This window comes from Parabacteroides sp. APC149_11_2_Y6, assembly GCF_054506995.1.
Window position 1 is genome coordinate 4437610 of record NZ_CP173709.1, and the last position, 22500, is coordinate 4460109.

At 43.1% G+C, this 22500-nt stretch carries 17 protein-coding genes; 5 read left to right on the forward strand and 12 right to left on the reverse strand.

Annotation, left to right across the window (positions count from 1 at the left end; genetic code table 11):
• Nucleotides 1-3: 3 nt before the first annotated feature.
• A complete protein-coding gene (locus ACGE0T_RS18325; protein WP_459188020.1) occupies nt 4-1011 on the forward strand; it encodes an NAD-dependent epimerase/dehydratase family protein in 1008 nt (335 codons plus the stop codon).
• A 22-nt stretch (nt 1012-1033) separates the two neighbouring features.
• On the opposite strand, the gene ACGE0T_RS18330 is transcribed toward ACGE0T_RS18325, so the two are convergent.
• The 4 genes from ACGE0T_RS18330 to ACGE0T_RS18345 all read right to left on the reverse strand — a co-directional run bounded on the left by ACGE0T_RS18330 (nt 1034) and on the right by ACGE0T_RS18345 (nt 5166).
• Nucleotides 1034-1819 (reverse strand): head GIN domain-containing protein, encoded by a 786-nt coding sequence (locus ACGE0T_RS18330; RefSeq protein ID WP_459188021.1) that lies wholly within the window; start codon nt 1817-1819, stop codon nt 1034-1036.
• Nucleotides 1820-1892: 73 nt separating this feature from the next.
• Nucleotides 1893-2711 (reverse strand): head GIN domain-containing protein, encoded by an 819-nt coding sequence (locus ACGE0T_RS18335; protein WP_459188022.1) that lies wholly within the window; start codon nt 2709-2711, stop codon nt 1893-1895.
• 19 nt (nt 2712-2730) lie between these two features.
• Nucleotides 2731-3561, reverse strand: a complete 831-nt coding sequence (locus tag ACGE0T_RS18340; RefSeq protein WP_459188023.1) for a head GIN domain-containing protein — start codon at nt 3559-3561, stop codon at nt 2731-2733.
• A 162-nt stretch (nt 3562-3723) separates the two neighbouring features.
• Entirely contained in the window at nt 3724-5166 is a 1443-nt protein-coding gene (locus tag ACGE0T_RS18345) for an MFS transporter (protein WP_459188024.1), read from the reverse strand.
• A gap of 246 nt (nt 5167-5412) precedes the next feature.
• On the opposite strand from ACGE0T_RS18345, the gene ACGE0T_RS18350 reads away from it, so the two are divergent.
• Genes ACGE0T_RS18350 through ACGE0T_RS18360 form a run of 3 tightly spaced genes read left to right on the forward strand, consistent with a single transcriptional unit; the run spans nt 5413 to nt 8187 of the window.
• The gene (locus tag ACGE0T_RS18350; RefSeq protein WP_459188025.1) at nt 5413-5778 is read left to right on the forward strand and encodes a BlaI/MecI/CopY family transcriptional regulator; all 366 of its coding nucleotides are present in this window, start codon (nt 5413-5415) and stop codon (nt 5776-5778) included.
• A 4-nt stretch (nt 5779-5782) separates the two neighbouring features.
• A complete protein-coding gene (locus ACGE0T_RS18355) occupies nt 5783-6952 on the forward strand; it encodes a M56 family metallopeptidase (protein ID WP_459188026.1) in 1170 nt (389 codons plus the stop codon).
• On the forward strand, nt 6949-8187 hold the full coding sequence (locus ACGE0T_RS18360; protein ID WP_459188027.1) for a DUF4934 domain-containing protein: 1239 nt from the start codon (nt 6949-6951) through the stop codon (nt 8185-8187). Before ACGE0T_RS18355 ends, ACGE0T_RS18360 begins: the two co-directional genes overlap by 4 nt.
• A gap of 18 nt (nt 8188-8205) precedes the next feature.
• Here the strand turns inward: ACGE0T_RS18360 and ACGE0T_RS18365 are convergent, their stop codons facing one another.
• From ACGE0T_RS18365 to ACGE0T_RS18400, 8 genes are all read right to left on the reverse strand, one after another.
• Nucleotides 8206-9501 (reverse strand): hypothetical protein, encoded by a 1296-nt coding sequence (locus ACGE0T_RS18365; RefSeq protein ID WP_459188028.1) that lies wholly within the window; start codon nt 9499-9501, stop codon nt 8206-8208.
• Between the two features lie 101 nt (nt 9502-9602).
• Nucleotides 9603-11504: a beta-N-acetylhexosaminidase gene (locus tag ACGE0T_RS18370; RefSeq protein ID WP_459188029.1), complete on the reverse strand. Its 1902-nt coding sequence runs from the start codon at nt 11502-11504 to the stop codon at nt 9603-9605.
• A gap of 233 nt (nt 11505-11737) precedes the next feature.
• On the reverse strand, nt 11738-15430 hold the full coding sequence (gene purL / locus ACGE0T_RS18375) for a phosphoribosylformylglycinamidine synthase (protein WP_459188030.1): 3693 nt from the start codon (nt 15428-15430) through the stop codon (nt 11738-11740).
• A 352-nt stretch (nt 15431-15782) separates the two neighbouring features.
• A complete protein-coding gene (dprA, locus tag ACGE0T_RS18380; RefSeq protein WP_459188031.1) occupies nt 15783-16895 on the reverse strand; it encodes a DNA-processing protein DprA in 1113 nt (370 codons plus the stop codon).
• A complete protein-coding gene (locus tag ACGE0T_RS18385) occupies nt 16895-17299 on the reverse strand; it encodes an acyl-CoA thioesterase (RefSeq protein WP_459190511.1) in 405 nt (134 codons plus the stop codon). Before ACGE0T_RS18385 ends, dprA begins: the two co-directional genes overlap by 1 nt.
• Entirely contained in the window at nt 17299-18558 is a 1260-nt protein-coding gene (locus ACGE0T_RS18390; RefSeq protein WP_459188032.1) for a peptidase U32 family protein, read from the reverse strand. Before ACGE0T_RS18390 ends, ACGE0T_RS18385 begins: the two co-directional genes overlap by 1 nt.
• Nucleotides 18559-18891: 333 nt before the next feature.
• Complete coding sequence (locus tag ACGE0T_RS18395) at nt 18892-20313, reverse strand: M56 family metallopeptidase (RefSeq protein ID WP_459188033.1); 1422 nt, start codon at nt 20311-20313, stop codon at nt 18892-18894.
• 426 nt (nt 20314-20739) lie between these two features.
• A complete protein-coding gene (locus ACGE0T_RS18400) occupies nt 20740-21096 on the reverse strand; it encodes a BlaI/MecI/CopY family transcriptional regulator (RefSeq protein WP_459188034.1) in 357 nt (118 codons plus the stop codon).
• A gap of 159 nt (nt 21097-21255) precedes the next feature.
• On the opposite strand from ACGE0T_RS18400, the gene dusB reads away from it, so the two are divergent.
• Nucleotides 21256-22248 carry a tRNA dihydrouridine synthase DusB gene (dusB, locus tag ACGE0T_RS18405; RefSeq protein ID WP_459188035.1) on the forward strand — a complete coding sequence of 331 codons (993 nt, stop codon included), beginning with the start codon at nt 21256-21258 and terminating at the stop codon, nt 22246-22248.
• Nucleotides 22249-22500 lie beyond the last annotated feature (252 nt).

Below are 22500 nucleotides of genomic sequence, written 5' to 3' on the forward strand. Positions count from 1 at the left end.
TATATGAAGATATTGATTACCGGAGCCAGCGGCTTTATCGGAGGCTTCCTCGTAAAGGAAGCATTGGACAGAGGATATGAAGTCTGGGCGGGCATACGCGCATCCAGTAGCCGGGCAAACCTGCAAGACGAACGGATACATTTTATCGACCTGAAATATAATAAACCGGAAGCACTGACCGCCCAACTGGCGGATTTTTCCAAGGAAAACGGTGCATGGGATTATGTGATCCATAATGCAGGACTGACCAAGACACTCGATAAAAAGAATTTCTTCCGTATCAACGCGGAGAACACGCATAACCTGATAGAGGCTCTTGCCGCTTCCGGTTGTAAGCCTAAAAAATTTCTTTTGATGAGTAGCCTGAGCAGTTACGGGCAAGGCGACGAACAAACCTTCCGCCCTATCCGCCTCGATGACCCTCAGACTCCTGATACTGCTTACGGGAAAAGTAAACTGGAAGCGGAAAACCATATCCGTACCCAAACTTATTTCCCCTATGTTATCTTGCGCCCTACCGGTGTATACGGACCGGGAGAAAAAGATTATTTTATGGAGATACAAAGTGTAAAATCCGGTCTCGACTTTGCCGTCGGTTTTACGCCCCAACGGATTACTTTCATTTATGTAAAAGACCTTGCTACCGTTGCTTTTCTTGCGCTTGAAAACGAGCAGATTCGCAACCGCCACTATTTTGTTGCCGATGGCGATGTTTATACGGATGAAGAGTTTGCCCGTCTTATCCAGGAGATTCTAAAAAAGAAACATGTGCTCCATGCACGTATCCCGATGGGGCTGGTACATGTGGCATGTATCTGTTCCGAATGGATCGGCAGGTTACTAAAGAAAAGCATGACACTAAATACGGATAAATACATCATCCTGAAACAACGTAACTGGATCTGCGATGTTACGCCGCTTCAGGATGACTTAAATTTTACTCCTGCCTATCCCCTGCGCAGAGGACTGGAGGAAAGCATAGAATGGTATAAGAAGGAAGGCTGGCTGTAAATCAGTCCGCCTTCCTTCTCTTTTATTTCACCTCTTCAACTGTTCCGCCTAACATTACTTTCTGCTGTACGGCAGTCGGTCCTTTATAACGGATACTACCTTTACCGATTACGGTCGCCTTCAGATTTTCGGTAGCATGTACTTGTGCAGAACCTTTCCCTTTGATATTACAGCTCAGTTCGGGAACTGCTACACCAAACGCCATGATTTCACCATCTGTAGTGATGCCATATTTACCTTCACCGGCTTTTCCTGCTGTCAGCTTGATTGTTCCGGAGCCATTGATACTGCATTCCAACATATCGACATCGATATTATCCACCACCATATTGGCACTGCCGGATACATTCAAATCCAGTTTTCCCAGTTTCACCAGTTGCTTTAGCTGGACAAGACAATTGGAGTTTGCTTTCACAATCAGTTCGTCGCCTGTCAGCTTACTGTTGACCACGAAATTCGCATTACCGGCAGCCTTTACTTCACGCAACCATTTGGAATTGGTCTTCACGATAAACTTCGTGAAATGGTCAACTTTTGCTCCTTTAAAATTTACGGTCAGTTCGCGGTCCTTGATTTCGATATTGACATACGGATGCAGGTTCTCATCGATAGTTACCTCCAGATACGGTTCTGCATCAGACTGTTCATAATAAAAATCCACCACCCCGTTTATCTTGATGGCATTATAATCGCCAATCGTTATTTTCTTGGAACTAAGTTTTCCGTTACCTTTCACATGGTCTGCAGCCTGAACCGAGAAAAACATCCCCATCAGGAAAGCTACTAATAATAATCCTTTCGTCTTCATATCTACTCTATTTTTGTTTTAAAAAGCCATCTTTGTAATTGCGTGAACTACAACAGTCTTACAAAAATAGATATTATTTTACATTATCAACATCTGCAGAGCCGGAAACACTTCTTTTTACTGACGGATTCCCTTTATATTTAATATCAGAGCTACCGGAGGCACTTGCTTCCAACGACTCGGTAACGTACACTTTAATATCGCTACTGCCGCTTGAACCGCAACTCAACTTGCCGACTTTAAAATCATACGCCTTGATATCGCTACTGCCGGATGTAGAAAAACGTCCTTTATCCGCACTGCCTTTCAACTCCACATCGCTGGAACCGGAAGAGCTCACTTTGATATCGCTACATTTTAAATCCTTCAATTCAAGGTCGCTTGCCCCACTCGATGACAAAGAACAATTATCCACACGAACGGCATGTTTTATCTTAACATCAGAAGCACCGGATGCTCCGATATTCAAGGTTGTCCCGGACAAGGATGTCTCCGATTTAAAATCGAAACAACCGGACACCTGCAAATTTTCCAATTTTGAAGAACTGCATTTTACGACCAACTTGGTCGGTGCTATCGTTGTATTGTTCCGCACACGTACCGACAATTTATTACCTCCCGATTTAATGTCCAGATAAGAAAATAAATTTTCATCCAATGTAATTGAAAGTGTAGCACTTCCTGTTGTCTGACTATAAAAACATACCGGACTTTCATTATCATTGCTACCGAACCAACTTCCGTTTTTTATACTGCCGCCTAACGACAGACTTTTATAATCCGTGACATCGATGTTTTTAGTTATCACTTTTCCATTTCCTTTTATCGCGGCAAAACAGGTAACTGTTCCTAAAACAAACAGGGCAACCAGTGTAAATAATCTTGTTTTCATATTGCAGTTTTTTTACTAATTAATATTCCTTCTTTATCGAACCTCCCGCTACTGTATTTTTACTGACTTCCGGGTCTCCTTTATAACGAATTTTTCCTCCGGCAGCCACATTGGCATCCAGAAATTCCGAAGCATACACGCGGATTGTCCCACCACCGGCTACATTACAATCCGCCTTCTTCAGTTTGTAATCGAAACCTTCGATAGTCCCACCGCCGGCTACATTGAAATCGCCGCGTTCGGCTTCTCCTTTCAAGTTGATGCTTCCTCCTCCTGCCACACTACATTCGATATTTGTCATATCCAACCGGTCGAATGTCACATTACCGCCACCTGCTATGGTGAACTTGCCTTTATGCATCTTAACGGCTTTCTCAAAATCAATGCTTCCACCGCCTACCAGGTCGGCATTGATCTTATAACCGTCCAAGACACTTTTCACTGTCATATTACATCCGCCTACCAGATTCAGTTCATTCAAATCTTTAGAACGGGATTTTACTTTGAATTTGGTAGGTGATATACTGGAAGTATATGTATGGACATCTCCATCCCTGACCTCTGTTTCTCTCGGCAAATCTTTAAAACCGAATGTCAAGGTATGTCCTTTTACACGGATATCCAGATAAGGCAATATATTTTCGTCCACCGTTATTTCCAGAAACGGACCGGATGATGATTTCTCATATTCAAATTCCATCGCACCGATGGTAGAGATTGCATCGTAATCACTAATCTCAATCTTCTTCGTTACAAGTTTTCCATTTCCCTCGATTGTTCGTGATTTGGCAAAACCTGGTGCTGCCAGCAGTAGCAAACAGGCAAAAAATAAGGTAAATTTCATTTTCATTTCTGTTTCTTTTTAGTCGTTTGTTTATATAGACGCAAAAAAAACAGGGAGGTTGCAGGAAAATACAATAAAAACAAATAGTAAATTACAGATACTGCTCCAGATTCTTCTTAATTAAGTTTATCATACAGGGTTCCAAAGCCTTGTTCCACTTGCGGAAAATCAATCTACCACTATCACCTTATATTTCGGGACAAGCAGTTTCATTATGCACCATCCTACCAAATAGGCAAGAGAACAGAAAATAAAAACAATGGCATAACCTGCCGATTTGCCCTCAAAATTCATAAAGACCATATTCGTATCGCCGCTATAAGTAAACAACATACCGGCTCCTTTCTGAATAAAAAAAGAACCAACGCCACCAGCCATCCCGCCTATTCCGGTAACAGTCGCAATAGCGCCTTTCGGAAACATATCTCCCACCGTAGAAAATATATTCGCACTCCATGCCTGGTGTGCCGAAGCTCCTATGGAAATCAACAGGATAGGCACCCAACAACTGATATAACCGAAAGGTTGGGCAAACAAGACCACCAAAGGGAAGAAAGCGATAATCAGCATGGCACGCATCCGCCCGGCATACGGATTCATTCCTTTATTGATAAAATAGGTAGGAAACTTACCTCCAAAAACAGAACCTACCACTGTTATTGTATATAATATCGCTATCGGCAAAGCAATTTGTGTCCCTTCCATTTCATATTCAGCCTTTAAATAGGCAGGCGTCCAGAACAGAAAGAACCACCATACCCCGTCCGTCATAAACTTACCTACAGCAAACGCCCAGGTCTGTCGAAAACTCATGCATTGCCAGAAAGACAACTTTGCCCGCTTTTTACCTTCCACTTCTTCTACCGGGGCTTCCGCCTTATCATCCTGACGAATGTAAGCAAATTCAGCTTCATTTACTTTTTTATTTTCTTCTATGGGTTGATAAACAAATAACCAGACCCCCATCCAAACAAAGCCAATCAGACCTACGATAACAAAAGCCATCTCCCACCCCCATAAGTCTGCCATGACAGGTACGGTAAGCGGTGCTACTATTGCTCCTACATTGGCTCCGGAATTGAATATGCCAGTAGCAAAAGCACGGTCTTTTTTCGGGAAATATTCGGCAGTAGCCTTAATTGCTGCCGGAAAATTTCCGGCTTCTCCCAAAGCAAGCACGCAACGGGCGATAATAAAACAGGTAACGCTCACTACGCCGATAGTTGCTGCCAAATCCGTACCGGCCACAACAGCCCGCAAAGCATCTGCATCAGGAAGCCCCACCCATTGCTCCGTCACAAGCCCGCAAACGGCATGGATAGCTGCACCTGCCGACCAAACGCCAATAGACCACGCATACCCCTTTTTCGTTCCCATCCAATCAATAAAACGTCCGGCAAACAACATGGAAATCGCATAGAACAATGAAAAAATTGCGGTTATCGTACCATAGTCATTATCTGTCCAATGAAATTCATCCTGCAACATCGGTTGCAACAAAGATAAAACCTGGCGATCCAGATAATTGATTGTCGTTGCAAAAAAGAGCATGGAACAGATCACCCACCTGAAACGGGTCATCTTCTGATTAGAATTGTGTGGAGTGTTCATGGTATTACCTGTTATTTCATAATAGAAAGCAAATATAAGGTATTTTTCATACAAAAATAAGAATGTGTGCGCTTACACTATACTTTTTTAAATAAAGAAGCAATTCTAACAACCATATCTTGACCGGTTCATTTAATCGGCAAAGGAAGTAGAAACTAAATAAAACGAATCCTTTTAGTTTATTAACTATATTATTTAGTTTCGAAACTAATATTTTTAGTTCTTTTGTGTCAAACAAGAAGAGATATGAAAAGACTAACAGCTAAAGAAGAAGAGATCATGAGCCACTTTTGGAAGAAAGGGCCTTTGTTTGTGAAACAGTTACTTGAATATTATGAAGAACCCAAACCGCATTTCAATACCTTATCTACCATTGTCCGCGGATTGGAAGATAAAGGGTTCCTGTCTCATAACACATACGGTAATACTTATCAATATTATGCAGCTATTACCGAAGAAACTTATAGCAATGGTACACTGAAAAATGTCATTGCCAAATATTTCAATAATTCTTATCTTGGGGTCGTATCTTCCCTGATCAAGGAAGAAGAAATTTCCGTAGACGAGTTGCGGCAACTGCTGGATGAAGTAGAACAAGCAAATAAAAAATAAAGCCATGGGAGCCTTCTTCGTTTATATCCTTAAATCATCTGTATGCCTGGTTCTTTTTTACCTGTTTTACAGATTATTGCTAAGCCGTGAAACCTTCCACCGCTTTAATCGAATTGCTCTGTTGGGAGTTATAGCACTATCTATCCTGGTTCCCTTTATCCGGATAATAACAGAGACTCCGGTTGCCATACAACGTCCCGTACAGGATTTGGATTTTTTTTTACAGATGGCAGGAACCCAATCGGAAACATCTGCTGAAATAAACAAGTCCACAGGACTGTTTTTATTATTCACTATTTATCTGGGAGGCTGTATCTTTTTCCTGGGACGCTTTCTTTATTCTACAATCCAGCTCTACATGCTAATCCGGAAAGGAGAAAGACAAAACCTCCCCAATGGAAGTAAATTAATAACGATGGCAGAAACAATCAGCCCGTTCAGTTGGATGGGATATGTGGTTATTTCCAATAAAGATATGGAAGAAAACGGAAAAGAAATACTGGCGCACGAATTGGCACATATCCGTGCTTGCCACTCCTTCGATATGCTAATTTGCTGTATTTGTACCATTTTCCAATGGTTCAACCCGGCTATCTGGCTACTTAAGCAGGAATTGCAAAATATCCATGAATACGAGGCAGACGAAAATGTCATCGGCCAAGGCATCGACGCAAAAACATACCAACTATTATTAATAAAAAAAGCTGTCGGTTCACAGCGCTTCACTTCTATGGCCAACAGCTTTAATCACAGTAAACTAAAAAAGCGAATTACTATGATGTTAAAACAAAAATCAAATCCATGGGCAAAGTTAAAGTACCTGTATGTACTCCCTCTTACAGCCATAGCTGTTGTAGCATTTGCCCGCCCGGAAATCTCCTACAAACTGGAAGAGGTTTCAAGTGCCAAAATTAATGAAACTGCTCCAGTCAAAGAAGTTGTCGTTCCTAAAAAAATTAAACGGGAAAAGCCCTCACATTCGGACGAGCCACTTATTATTGTCGATGGGAAAGAAATTCCTAATGGTATCATTGCAGACTTGGACCCGAATAAGATCGAGTCCATATCAGTACTGAAAGATGAAAAGGCAATAGAAAAATATGGAGAAAAAGGTAAAAACGGAGTCATTGTGGTAATAACCAAAGATGCATCAAAAAAGAATCTGAAAAAATGAAAACCTACTTATTAATCGCAACAGCCTGCCTCAGCCTCATTGCCTGCAATGAGAATAAAACAGCAAGCAAAGAACTGGATACAATCCCATTGGGAGTGGCTTTTGAAACTCCTACAGACCTGAAAGCATCCGAGTGTTTCAAACAGATACGTTATATTCCACTGGAAACAAATGACAGTTGCCTGATCGGAGCAGCACCTTCCATAAAGATATTACATGACAAACTGGTTGTAACCACCGCCCAAAAACAATGCTTGCTTTTTGACAAGGCAACCGGACATTTCCTCTCTTCCGTAGGGCACATCGGTAATGATCCGGAAGGATACAGCAGTATAAACGGCTACTGGTTGGATTATCCAAACGACCGGATAGTTTTTGCAGGTTGGAACAATGAGCAGGTTGTTTACAACTCCAATAGTTCTTACGCCACAAAATTCAAAGTTCCCATAGAAAATGACGAATTTCCGGCCACCACAGTAAGCAATTATATAGACGGCCAAACGCTTGTCGCACATACCAGCGCAGCAAAAGGGAAACCGGACCAGATAACCGTTTTCCGCGACAGCGCTATTATAAATCAGTTTTTCCCCCCTGGAACAGACTCACTGTCTTATAAAGTGAACCCGGAAGATATCGAGTCTATAAGTATAATATCCAACCATGGATTCGGTCCAGGTATGATGTTTATTTCTTATAAAAATAACGCGGAAGGTGCTTATCCGCTCGGAGACCATTTCTTTTGGCATCAAGGAAAAGATGCCTTCTTTAAAGAACAATTCAATGATACCATTTATCAAGTAACGGAAAAAGCGTTATTGCCGGTCCGTTATTTGGACCTTGCCGCTTACCACTGGGAAGTCGAAAAACGTTTCGATAAAGAAAAGAGCCATGCAATATACCCTACAGAAATATTAGAAGGAGAAAATGGAATTCTTATCCGCTTCATTACGGATTTATATAACAAACGAATGGTTTATAACGCCTTTTTCGACAAAAAAAGCGGCATTGTAAAAGTTTCCGATTATACGAAAGCCATAGAGAATGACCTGAACGGATTCCTCCCGCTACAGCCGGTATCCGTATCCCCCAAAGGAGAATTTGCCCAAATCATTTCGGCTGAAGAGGTTGTCTCCTGGTTTGAAGAACATACAAACTCGGGTGATATTCCGGCAGAAGTCGCAACTTTGAAGAAAGTGGGAGAAGAAGATAATCCGGTAGTGGTTATCATGGAATAAATATAAGCCGTCTGCCTTTCAGAACTTATACTGAAGGCGGACGGTCAATACATTGTCTTTTCTATCTTTTTCATATCCTTTGACGTAAGGAGACTTCTCATTGAAGTTGAATTCATAATATACTTGCGCACGGATATGTTTATTGAAATTATATATAGCACCTATCCCTAAAGTACTTTGAGCCAAGTCGGTCTTGGATGTAAAAGAGTTATCCACACCGATTTCACCGCCTTTCAACTTCGTATTGGGATCGTACGCATCATATTTCAGGACAGCAGAAAAAGGGGAAGTACCTATATCCTGTATCAAATAGAAGAAATAACCGATAAATGGCCGTTTAAACAGAGCGTTCTCCGGCAGGTTTTCGGGGCGGGAACTATAATTCGGACTCTTGCTGCTTCCGGCGATACCGGGTTGTGTACCCAATAAACCTTCGGCACGTAAAGTTGTTTTACCCCAGGAACTTTTAAATGAGAACTGGGCATCCATCCCTATATATTCACGTTTCATATAGGTTCCGGCTTCTCCTTTGTCGATAGCCACAAATTGTTTGCCCTGCAATTCATATGCCGTAGTAGTCGGGTTATAAACGCTTCCATTATAATAAGAGACTCCCAATCCCCATTTACCCCAATTACCAATCGGCTTTTCCGCACCCAGACGACCGATAAAGTCTTTGCGGCTGTCCGTTTCACGATTGATGCTATTTCCGGCAAACAACCCGGCATCCAAACGGAAAAAGTTCAACGGGCTGGTTTCTTTTGTACGAAGTGTCAGCATCGCACCCAAATCACGTTCATCCGGGAAGAAATACTGGATAATGGTAGCACGTTCCGGCGACTCCAAGCTACTGGTTGAATAACCGACTTCATACCCGAAAGGACGATTGAAAATACCTGCCATCAACTGGCTACGCTTGGTCCAGGGATCTTTCAGGCCAATATAAAGGTCACGGAAACTAACCCCTTTATCATTTACTTCTATCTGTACAGCTCCGGTTCCGATGCCATCGTTATATTCAAATTTCACCCGGCCACGACGGATACCAATCCGGTTGAACCCTTTATCCACATGTTCGTTCTTGTCCCCCACTTTGAGGGTGGCATCTTGTTCTCCATACTGGAATTGTCCCTGAATATAACCGGAGACTTTAAATTTACTAAGCTTCTGAACAACTTTATCAAGTGTCGTAACTTCCTTTGCAAGCGAATCTACGCGGGCATTTACATTTTCTTTTTCCGAGGCTTCCTGCGCTTTCAATGAAAAAGAAAGCTGAGCTAATAAAGCAAACGCTACTAATGTCTTAATTCTCATTCCTAACTTTTTGGCTTCAGTGATTATTATTTGCCACTATTTCCGCTTGCAAAGGAACCGGATTTTTATTTCAGGCTTACGACATACATATTACAATCCTGTTACAAATTGCCCACCACGCGGCGCGTATCCTCCGCCCGTTTTTCAAGCTCTTTGATTGTCAATGTAATAACTTTCCCCATCTGCAAGTTTCCCCGGTAAGTTGAGACACGAAGCCAGGTCGCATTACGCGGTACACGCAGCGGAGACTCATATTTTGAAGTAAAACGATCCGGGTCAGTATTATCGAATGTATAATAGATATCCATATCACCGGGTTCCGTTTCCAACTGAATTTCCAAGGAACCATCTTCCACAAAGACAGGAGTGATAATGGCATTATACATACTGCGGGCATAATTAATTCCGGCATTTTCCGCCCTTTGGAAATGTTTTTCCACACGCGGATAAAACTTTTTCCAATCGGCCTTGTCCGGTCCGGTCCACAACACTTCGGCTATCGCCCATCCACGGGGCCACGCCATATATTCGGCATGATGGAATGTTGGGACCGATTCAGCCCATAAGTTTCCTTGTCCGCCTAAAATCATTTCTGCAGGAACACTATCGGGCACCGGATTAAAACTATAGGAATCTTTCAGACGGCACATAGAGTAAGTATCCGGTTCCACCGAAGGCTCTCCCTGCCACAAATCCAGATAGCAATGCTCGCTCGGAGTCATAACGACATGATGTCCTGCCTTAGCCGATTTAATGCCGCCTTCCATGCCCCGCCAACTCATAACCGTAGCATCCGGAGCCAACCCGCCTTCCAGAATTTCATCCCACCCGATCAGTTTTTTCCCTTTTTCTTTCAGGATTGCTTCCAGCCGGTGGATAAAATAGCTTTGCAGTTCATCCTCGTTCTTCAGATTTTCTGCCTTCATACGAGCCTGGCATCTTGGGCATTTATGCCAAAATCCCTTATAGCACTCATCTCCTCCGATATGTACGTATTCATCCGGGAATAAAGCAGCAACTTCTGTCAGCACTTTATCCATAAAGACAAATGTCTCCTCCTTGCCTACGCATAAAGTATTCTCATCTTCCCCATAGAATTTATTCCCTACATTTACAGCATCCGGAGCTTTCATACAAGCCAGTTCCGGATAAGCCACCAATGTGGCAAGGCTATGACCGGGAACGTCTATTTCCGGTATGACCCGTACATAACGTTCGGCAGCATAAGCCAATACTTCCTTTATATCTTCCTGTGTATAAAAACCGCCATAAGTAGCTTCTTCTCCCGGTTGCTGGCGTTCACGTTGCCACCACTGTCCTACCCGGGGAGCTCGCCATGCTCCGACTTCCGTCAGGCGGGGTAGTGATTTTATATCAATACGCCATCCCTGGTCGTCTGTCAGATGCCAATGGAACACATTCATCTTATATTCCGCCAATTCATCTATGAACTTTTTCACCTCATCTTTGGTGAACCAATGCCGGCTGACATCCAGCATCATACCCCGCCAAGGGAATTGAGGGGTGTCTGTAATATCGACGCAAGGTATCGTCCATTTCATTTCTTTCAATTCCTTATCTCCTTTAACCTGAGAAGGTAACAATTGAAGCAGAGTCTGTACCCCATAAAAAATACCTGCCGGCTGATGCGCTGTAAGAAGAATATCCCCATGTTTTACCAACAAATGATAACCTTCAGCCCCCAATGCCTCGTCGTCTATCAGTTTAAATTCAATATTGCCATGCTTCTCTACAGGAATTTCAAAACCCGTAGCCGGTGCTATTTTGTCACTGAAATAGCGGGCAATAGATACTAAACCGGGATTAGAAGTGTCGAGTTCAATAGCGGCACGACGTGTTAACTTAAAATAATCGGTCCCCACCGTAATCTTTTGTGGAGCCGGAATCAATGCCAATTCGTTGTTTATCTTGACTTTTTCGGCGCAGGATGTAAATCCTAATAAAATACTTACCAGAGTAAGTACAAATGGCAACTTTCTCATAAAGCTGTATACTTTTATTTTGAACGCGAAGATAGAGATTCTATTTCACACAGCCAATCCTTCATTAGTCACAAATTACAACCGTTCATTTTTCGATTCTATTTTAAAATCCTTCGAAACAAAAATCTTTCAATATGAAATACAAAAAAACAGGCAAGCATCCATTGTTTATAGGATACTTGCCTGTTTATAATCAGATACCTGCCGGAACAGAATCCGGTTTTTCAAGTATATTATTTTTTAGTCGCTTCAATCCACTTGCGTGCATTTACGAAACCTTCGATCCACGGAGTTACTTCGTCGCTGTTGCGGCGATCTTCGGGATAGTAACCGCATTGCCACGGGAACATCGCACGTTCCAAATGAGGCATCATAGCCAAATGGCGTCCGTCGTGCGAGCAGACACCGGCAACCGACCAAGGCGAACCGTTCGGATTGGCAGGATAGCCTTCGTAGTTGTATTTAAGTGCAATATGGTATTCTTTTTCTTCATACGGGAAAGAGAACTTGCCTTCACCATGCGTAATCCAGATACCCAGCTTCAAGCCGCCCATCGAACCGAACATAACAGAATGGTTCTTCGGTATTTCAACTGTGATGAAATTCGATTCGAGCTTGTGCGAATCGTTGTGCAACATCTTATGTTTCTTTTCATGTTCTGGATAAACCACACCCAGTTCTGCCATCAACTGGCAACCGTTGCAGATACCCAAGCTCAATGTGTCGGGACGTGCATAGAAGTTGTCCAGTGCCTTCTTGGCTTTCTCGTTATACAAGAAACCGCCGGCCCATCCTTTAGCAGAGCCCAAGACGTCGGAGTTGGAGAAACCACCGCAGAACACGATCATGTTTACGTCTTCCAAAGTTTCGCGTCCGGAAGCCAAGTCGGTCATGTGAACATCTTTCACATCGAAACCTGCCAGATACAGTGCATATGACGTTTCACGTTCACACTGGCAACCCTTTTCACGGATTACGGCAGCACGGATTCCGCTCTTTCCTTTACGATCGGCAGTCAGGCCGTAAGAAGACAGCTTACCGGTGAAGTTCTTCGGATATTTGAATTCCAACGGCTGCATCTTGTAATTCTCGAAACGGTTGCCTGCGCATACGCTACCGCTCTGCTTGATATCCAGTTTATAAGAAGATTCGTACCATACGTCACGCATATAATCGATACCGAAATGGTACTGAATACCGTCTTTGGATACTAACAAATGGCGTTCGCCGGTCGGCTTGGCAATAACGGCACAACCCACACCTGCATCTTCCATCAGTTTCTCAAATGCTTTCTTGTCCTTTACCTGTACGATGATACCCGGATTTTCGGAGAACAAAATCTTGATAATGTCCTGTTCAGCCAGCTTATCGAGGTTCACATCCAGACCACCATCCACGTTGGCAAAACACATTTCCAACAGGGTCGTAATCATACCGCCGGCAGAGATATCGTGTCCGGCCAGAATCAGGCCCTTTTCAATCGCATCTTGTACGGCGTTGAACGCATCCTGGAAATATTCCGGGTCCTTTACGGTCGGCACTTCGTTGCCAAGCTTGTTCAATACCTGTGCAAAAGCAGAACCGCCCAGTTTCATCGTGTCAAACGAGAAGTCTATATAATAAAGGTAAGAATTCTTTTCATGAGCCAATACCGGAGAAACAATCTTGCGGATGTCGCTTACTTCAGCACCGGCAGAGATAATAACCGTACCCGGAGCAATCACCTTGTCGTCGCCATACTTCTGCGTCATAGAGAGAGAGTCCTTACCTGTCGGAATATTGATACCCAGCGAGCAAGCAAAATCTGAAGCAGCCTGAACAGCCGTGTAAAGACGAGCGTCTTCACCTTCGTTGCGACATGGCCACATCCAGTTGGCACTCAGTGATACGCCAGACAACTTGTCTGCCAACGGCGCAAAGACGATATTCGTCAGTGATTCGGCAATCGCCATAACAGAACCGGCAGCCGGATCAATCAGCGCCACCTGCGGAGCATGACCGATAGATGTAGCGATACCCGCTTTTCCACGGTAATCCAAAGCTACTGCACCCAAGTCACTCAACGGCAACTGCAATTCGCCCTGACACTGCTGGCGTGCAATCTTACCAGTCACCGAACGGTCCACCTTGTTGGTCAACCAGTCCTTACATGCAACGGCTTCCAACTGAAGCACGTTTTCAAGATAATGATGCAATTCGGATTCTTTATAAACGACCGGAGCATATGTCTCTTCAATCGTATGATCCTTCATGATCGTTCTTGGCGGTTTACCGAACATATATTCCAACTTGATGTCGATCGGTTTCACACCGTCGGCCTGTTCGAAGACGAATTTCATATCATCGGTCGTTTCACCCACCACATACATTGGGGAGCGTTCGCGGTCGGCAATGCGCCGTACACGGGCTACATCTTCTTCTTTCATCAGCAAGCCCATACGTTCCTGGCTTTCGTTACCCACGATTTCCTTCGCGGAAAGCGTCGGGTCGCCGACAGGCAACTGGCTCATGTCAATATGTCCACCGGTCGCTTCCACCAATTCGGAGAGACAGTTCAAGTGACCGCCTGCGCCGTGGTCATGGATGGAGATAACCGGATTGTTATCCGATTCGGCAATCGCACGGATCACGTTGGATACGCGTTTCTGCATTTCCGGATTGGCACGCTGTACGGCGTTCAACTCGATACCGCTGGTGTACTGTCCCGTGTTTACAGAAGAGACAGCACCACCGCCCATACCGATACGGTAGTTGTCACCACCCAGCAGGACTACTTTTTCGCCCGGTGCGGGATCGCCCTTCAACGCATCGCGCATATTAGCATAACCGACACCGCCTGCCAACATGATTACTTTGTCGTAAGCATATTTCTTATTGTTCTCTTCGTGTTCGAAAGTCAAGACCGAACCACAGATCAGCGGTTGTCCGAACTTGTTACCGAAATCAGATGCACCGTTGGAAGCCTTGATCAGGATTTGTTCCGGAGTCTGATACAACCAAGGGCGCGGATCAAGAATCTTTTCCCATTCGCGTGCACCTTCCGTACGTGGATAAGCTGTCATGTAAACGGCTGTACCGGCAATCGGCAGAGAAGCCTTACCACCGCCCAGACGGTCGCGGATTTCACCACCCGATCCGGTAGCCGCACCGTTGAACGGTTCGACCGTTGTCGGGAAGTTGTGGGTTTCAGCTTTCAATGAGATAACCGATTTGATCTCCTTTACTTCGTAGAAGTCCGGTTTGTCGCCACTTGCCGGAGCAAACTGTTCGATTACCGGCCCTTCGTTGAAAGCCACATTATCTTTATAGGCGGAAACCAGCTTGTTCGGGTTTTCCGCCGATGTTTTCTTAATCAGATTAAAGAGAGAACTTTCTTTCTCTTCTCCGTCGATAATAAATGTACCACCGAAGATTTTGTGACGGCAGTGTTCCGAGTTTACCTGTGCAAAGCCGTACACTTCGCTATCGGTCAGCTTACGTCCCAGTTTCTGGCTTACTTCGTTCAGATAAGCGATTTCTTCTTTGCTCAGAGCCAGACCTTCCTGCAGGTTATAAGCCTCCAAGTCTTCGATATAGACAATCGGATCCGGTTGTTTGCTGATTGTAAATATCTCCTGGTTCAACCCGTTGTAGATACGCTGCAACATAGGGTCATGATCGGCATCTTTACCGGAAACCGGGAAGTATTCCTCTATACGGGAAATACCGGTAAGCCCCATATTCTGGGTAATTTCCACGGCATTAGTACTCCACGGGGTAATCATTTCCCGGCGCGGACCAACAAACCAGCCATCCAATGTTTCCTCTTTCAAAGGAGTAGCTTCACTAAATAACCATACAAGCTTTTGAACATCTTCAGGAGAGAAAGCGTGTGCAGCTTCAACAGCCAGCACAGACTTCGTTGGAGATTGAAAGAATAGAATCATATCGTCGATTTATTAATTGTATTCTGTTTGTCAGGGCAGACTGAATAGCCCCTCGCTTACAGAGTGCAAAGATAACAAATTCGTGGCAGATAATCAGTCATTCGACTGTAACTTTTAATATACGAATGCCTTCGTTAACTCCACAGGCTGTAAAGGATTACTTTTAGGGTAAATAATACGCTAATTAAATTCTTTTAGATATTCCATAGGCTTTGATTAACATATATTACCCGTTCATATTTGCATAAATACTGCATCAGCCGTACTTTTGCATCGTGGTTTTTTCATAATAGTATTAGATTTAAGGTTAACAAAGTTGGTTAGGGGTTGTCGTGAGACAGCCTTTAATTTTTTATACCGGTCTATATCGGTTTCCGGGCAACGATTTCACAAGCCCGTTCATCTCCAATTCAAATAAAACAGTAGTCAGTTGCTGGACTGGAATACCGGTTTCCACAGATAACTCATTAATATGTATTTCCGCCCGCCCGCTTATTATTGCAATCAGTTGTGCATGCCGGTCATCCTCAGGAAAAAGCAACTCGGTTTGTACCACCTTTTGACACACAGGTTTTGTTACCGCATCCCAACCCAAAGCAGCCACAAGGTCTGTTGCCGAAGTAATCATTCCAGCCTTGTTTTGGCGGATCAGGTTATTGCATCCCCGGGAATGGGTATCACTGGCTCTACCGGGAAAGCAATAGATATCCCGGTCATACGAAAATGCAATGTCCGCAGTAATCAACGAACCGCCTTTTTCTGCCGATTCTATCACCACAACAGCCTCCGGCAATCCGGCTACAATCCGGTTTCGTTTGATAAAATTAGGTTTATCCGGTTCCGTGCCGCTCGGAAAATCAGTCAACAGCCCTCCCTGTTCAAGCATTTCGACAGCTGTACCACGATGTGCCGGTGGATAAATACGATCTAATCCATGGGCTAATACGGCAACTGTAGGTAACTTATTTTTCAGCGCATTGCGGTGGGCACAAATATCTATCCCATAAGCCAATCCGCTCACAATCAACAAGTCAGGAAAAGAATCGGCAAGTTCTTTTATCAGGATATCCACCTGCTCCCGTCCATATTCCGTAGCATGCCTCGTCCCCACAATACTAAGCATATGCATGGCATTCAGGTCGGCATTCCCTTTAAAATAAAAAAGCACCGGAGCATCGGGGCATTCCCTGAGCCGGGAAGGATAGGTTTCATCTGTCAGGAAATGACAGGTAATCTGATTTTTCTCTATAAACGCAACTTCTTTTTCAGCCCTGAGAAGCACGTCCGGGCTTTTGATTTCGGTAGCCAATACACTGCCGATACCCGGAATACGTTCCAATAAATGCTTCTTCTCTGCAAATACGGCTTCTGCATCTCCCAAAGTCTGCAAAAGTTGACGGGCGAGAATATCTCCCACCCCGTTTATCATAGTAAGGCCGATTTGGTAAATCTGTTTGTCTGTCATTATTTCTCTATCTTTTTAAGCAGCTCATCGAAATATTCCCCCCTTGTTAGTTTTCCATTTTCTACTACTACCGATTCCACTGTCCCTTTGGTTGCCAACACTCCGTCCGACTCGCGGTAAATATCCTGTTCAAACACGAGTTTTACACCTTTTTTATATACGTTCAAACACGAGATGTAGCGGTCGCCGCTTCGAAGGGATTGCTTGAATTGTATGTCTACACGAGCCACAAAGGCATCAATCCCCTGCTCGTGCATCTTTCCGAAGTTTTCACCTAAATATTCCAGGAACTCATGGCGCGTATGCTCCATATAATGCTGATAGTTGGAATTGTTTACCACACCCTGCAAATCGCATTCGTAATCGCGTACTTTATCTGCCAGTTTAAAAATATATTCTTTCATCATTCGAATTGTTTAGTGATTTTATTCGGCTCCATTTTATATAAACGGTCCGACGGACGGACTTTGTCTGTTACCTTAATGGAAAAACGTTCTCCTTTCACGGTCTGTTCTACGGATTCGAGTTCTACCCGTATTTCATCCACCTTTTGCATAACCGCTCCGGTAGTAGGCCCGGTGATCAAGATTTCATCGCCCACTTTCAATGTACCGGATTCCATTTCAAACTCAGCAACGCCTATTTTATCAAAATACTTGATTCCTTTAGCCACATAGACTTTTTTCTTGGTAGCACCGGAACCGTATTTACTGCTCCACTCTCCCAAACGCTGTCCCAAATAATATCCGTTCCAAAAACCACGGTTGAAAACACTACGGAGACGTTCATCCCAAGCGGCAACTTTTTCCTCATCAAATGTGCCACTACAATAAGCGCGTACCGCCTCTTTATAGCATTCCGTCACAATACGTACATATTCAGGTCCGCGTGCACGTCCTTCTATTTTAAATACCCGTACACCCGCATCCATCATTTTATTCATAAAGTGGATCGTCTTCAAATCCTTCGGGGACATGATATACTGGTTTTCCACATCCAGTTCTATCTCACTGTCCTTATCCTTCACCGTATAAGCGCGGCGGCATATCTGCATACAGGCTCCACGGTTTGCCGAAGCATTCATTTCATGCAAGCTAAGATAACATTTACCGGACACAGCCATACACAGGGCTCCGTGGGCAAACATCTCGATACGTATTAATTCACCTTTCGGCCCTTTAATTTGCTGTTCTACAATCTGCCGGTAGATTTCATGCACCTGCTTCAGGTTCAATTCGCGTGCCAGCACAACCACATCGGCAAAACGTGCGTAAAACTTCAACGCTTCCGCATTCGATATATTGAGCTGGGTGGAAAGATGGACTTCCTGCCCGATACTGTCGGCATAATTCATGGCTGCCACATCTGCAGCAATAATAGCGGAAATACCTGCTTCTTTCGCAGCATCGATTATCTCACGCATCAAGAGTAAATCTTCCCCGTAAATTACCGTATTTACAGTCAGATAGCTCTTAATGCCATGTTCCTGGCAAATCGCTACAATTTTACGTAAATCGTCTGTTGTGAAATTATTGGAAGAGCGGGAACGCATATTCAGGCCTTCAATACCGAAATAAATGGAATCGGCACCTCCCTGGATAGCAGCCATCAAGGATTCATAAGAACCCACCGGCGCCATTATTTCAAAATCTTTCTCGTTCAATGTAGTTTGGTTTTAAATTAGAAATCACAAAGATAGCTGATTCTTCTCAAATAGATAAACAGAATATGCGGGAACTTTCGCTTTGTAGCAATGCCTGCATCGATTTAAAAGCTGGTTTACAAAATTTGGTCACGTACTATTTTGGATTTTATCCCGAACTATTTTGTTTTCGAGGTGGTCAAAAATATACATGAGGACGTCATTAATATTTTTGGCGCCCTCGAAAATATTAATGACGCCCTCGTGAACAAAATTGATCAGGATGTTTTTTAAAATAGCCCGGGTCCTATTTTCTTAGGATTGGTATGCTTTTCTAAAATCAAAAAGTATCTATTAATCTACGAATTGTAAGATATTATATTGAACAGGATAAGTAATTTTCTTTTTCAATTCCTGTTTAACCCGCTCCAACAAGTCCCCTGATGCATTCTTATTAATTTTAATACTCACTTTTAGGATATCATCGCTATATATCTTATCAATACGCTGTCCGAGATTCTGCTCCTGTTCGGAATACCGATCATACAAAACAAACTGCCGGTCTGCTTTCCCGTTTTTATAACTGAAAATAATCTGTCCTGCTGGAGGAGGTGGTGGTGGAGGCGGAGGCATAAAACCCCCTTTTTTAAACTTATATGCAACTTCAACGACACTATCTGCAGAAGAAGACGTTGCGTTTCTTTTTTGGATTCCACCCGCATCAATCTGACAAGTATAACCCCTCTCTTCCAGCATTTTTTTAAATTTTTCAACTTTTTCCACTGAAGGTTTATGCCCTTCCCTTAGCAGAAGTACCGGTGTGGATTTGGAAAGTCTGTCAAAACGGGGATCACTTGGGTTCTCTGTAAATTTACTAATGCTGACTCCCAATATAACTTCCTTATTTTGGATAAGATAAACAATATCCTCACTTTTCCGGGCGGGTTTATGTACTTCATCCATGGTTGTATTCGGTACCGACGGATCAATCTTACATTTGATACCCTTTTCTTCCAGAACATTTTTCACTTTCTTCAAATAGGGAACCGGAACATCCTTGAATGCGGGATTAACAGTAACTTCTTCGGTATTTTTAAATTGCCCGTTTTCAATTCGTCTCGTTACATCTTCCAGTGTTTCACATAACATGCAGTCCCAATTATCGCCCCCTACCACTTTGTAAGTAAGGAAAACGACAGTACTCTGTTGCATAGTTTCTTGATTTAGCATACTTTTGCTTACAAGAGGCCGAAAACTCCTGCTTGACATTGTTTCTAACGACAAAGGCATTCTTGGACGGGCAAACGCACTTAAGGCTGCAAGACCTACAGGAAGCAATAATGCGAGTTTTAATCGCGCCCAATTGTTCGATTTCTTTTTTAACATCATAGTAATACGTTTTTTAATTTTACTGTGATTGAAGCTGTTGGCAAGAGTGTAGAGGCTGGAGCCGACAGCTTTTTTCACAAGTAACAGTTGATATTTAGTTGCATCGATGCCATGATTTAGTACGCCATTATCTGCCTGGTATTCGTGTATATCCCGCAATTCCCTTTTTAGCAACCAAACTGCGGGATTGAACCACTGCGTCAAAAGAACGATCTCCAGAAAAACCAAATCCAACGAATGGTGATAGCGGAGGTGCATCCTTTCATGGGTTAGAATTTCATCCGGATAATTCCGATAATCATCTTCCGAAAGAAAGATATAGCGCCCCCAACTAAAAGGGGAAAGAGAAGCCGGGATAAGTACTAATATATATTTTCCATCTTTCATTTTTTCCCCTTTTTGTAATAGGCGGTGTATACGAAAAAAGGACAAAGATGTTATAAACAGACAGAGACAACAACCCACTACGTAACTTATTCCTATAAGCCCTATCCATGAAATCGAAGAAGCGTCCGTATCTTCCGAAAGTATTTTTATGTCATCTACAGACTCCGATATTCCAGGAAATTCCTCTTTTGGATGAAAAACGGTTTCCAATCGGCTAACCGGTTGACTCAGAAAGACTGGTCTCTCCATTTCAATCCGGCAAAACGGCAATAATAAACAAATGCCAGTCCCCAACAACAATACCCAACGGTTGAACTGGAAAAATGTATCGTTGCTAAACAAAGCCTTAAAGCTGATATAGAATACCGCCAGGCAAATACCCGATTTAAGTATATATAGGAAAAAGGGTTCCATTGCTATTCTTTTCTATTTGTTCTTAATTTGACGAATCAACTCCTGCAATTCGTCAATAGTAAGTACCTCTTCTTCTATCAAAGAAGAAACCACACGCGTATATGAATTATCATAATATTTACCGATGACTTGTTTCAATGTGTTTTTCCGATATTCATCTTCCGACACTAAGGCATAATATTGATGTGTGTTTCCATATGCCTTATAACCGATGTAACCTTTTTCTTCAAGCGAGCGGACAATTGTCGACAATGTATTGTAATGCGGCTTGGGTTCTTCCTGCAAATCGAGTAATTCACGGACAAACAAAGGACCCTTTGTCCAAAAATAGCCTAATATCTCTTCTTCTTTTGATGTTAATCTAACCATAATACTCTTTTTATTAGATGAATACACAAATATAACTATATAAGTCAGTAATACAACTATAGTTTATAGTTATTTTACTATATTTTTTAGTAGACTTTCCTCTTTTCCTATTATTGGCAGAAAAGCAGTACCTTTGTATCCATATATTTAATGTATAGTATGAAAATAGGTACAATCGATTTAGGCGAACACCCTGTCTTCCTGGCCCCGATGGAAGATGTTACAGATATTTCCTTCCGTTTGATGTGTAAACGTTTCGGTGCGGATATGGTATATACCGAGTTCGTATCGAGTGATGCCCTGATACGGAGCGTAAACAAAACGCAGCAAAAATTAGTCGTCGCAGAAGAAGAACGCCCTGTTGCCATCCAGATATATGGCAAAGATGTGGCATCGATGGTCGAAGCGGCACGTATCTGCGAAGCGGCGCATCCGGATATTCTGGATATCAATTTCGGCTGCCCGGTAAAAAAGGTAGCAGGAAAAGGAGCCGGGGCAGGAATGCTCCGTAATATTCCATTAATGCTGGATATTACCCGCGAAGTGGTTAAAGCGGTTAATATTCCTGTAACTGTCAAAACCCGCCTCGGCTGGGATGCAGACAATAAAATCATCGTAGACTTGGCAGAGCAATTGCAGGATTGCGGCATTGCCGCCCTGTCCATCCACGGACGTACCCGTGCCCAGATGTACACAGGAGAAGCAGACTGGACACTGATAGGCGAAGTAAAGAATAATCCACGGATGCATATTCCCATTATTGGTAATGGAGATGTCACTTCTGCAGAAATCTGCAAGCAACGTTTCGAACAATACGGAGTAGACGCAGTAATGATCGGACGGGGAAGCATTGGACGTCCCTGGATTTTCCGTGAAGTGAAACATTATCTAAACACTGGCGAGTTCTTACCCAATGAACCCTTTATCTGGTATCTGGATATCTTAAAAAGGCAGGTGATGCAAAGTGTGGAACGGCTGGATGAACGCCGGGGTATCCTTCATATCCGTCGCCACCTGGCTGCCACGCCTTTATTTAAAGGTATTGCAGACTTTAAGCAAACCCGCATAGCGATGTTACGGGCAGAAACCGTAAAAGAGCTATTTGAAATACTGGATGAAATCCCTTCAAAGTTTGATATTGAATTGATATGAAAAATATAAATCTTCTGATATACTATCACTAAGAAAAAGCTCTTGTGTCAAATTTAAAAGGAAAAATGGCAATTTTACATTAAAATGTTACGAAACATATTGCAATACTGTAAAAATGCATTATATTTGCATCGAGTTTTTTTCATAGTATTTTAGATCTAAGGTTAACAAAGTCTTTACAGTAAAGGGGTCGGGAGATTGCTCTACTGTAAAGCACAAAAAAGCCGTATCCTTATAATTATAGGATACGGC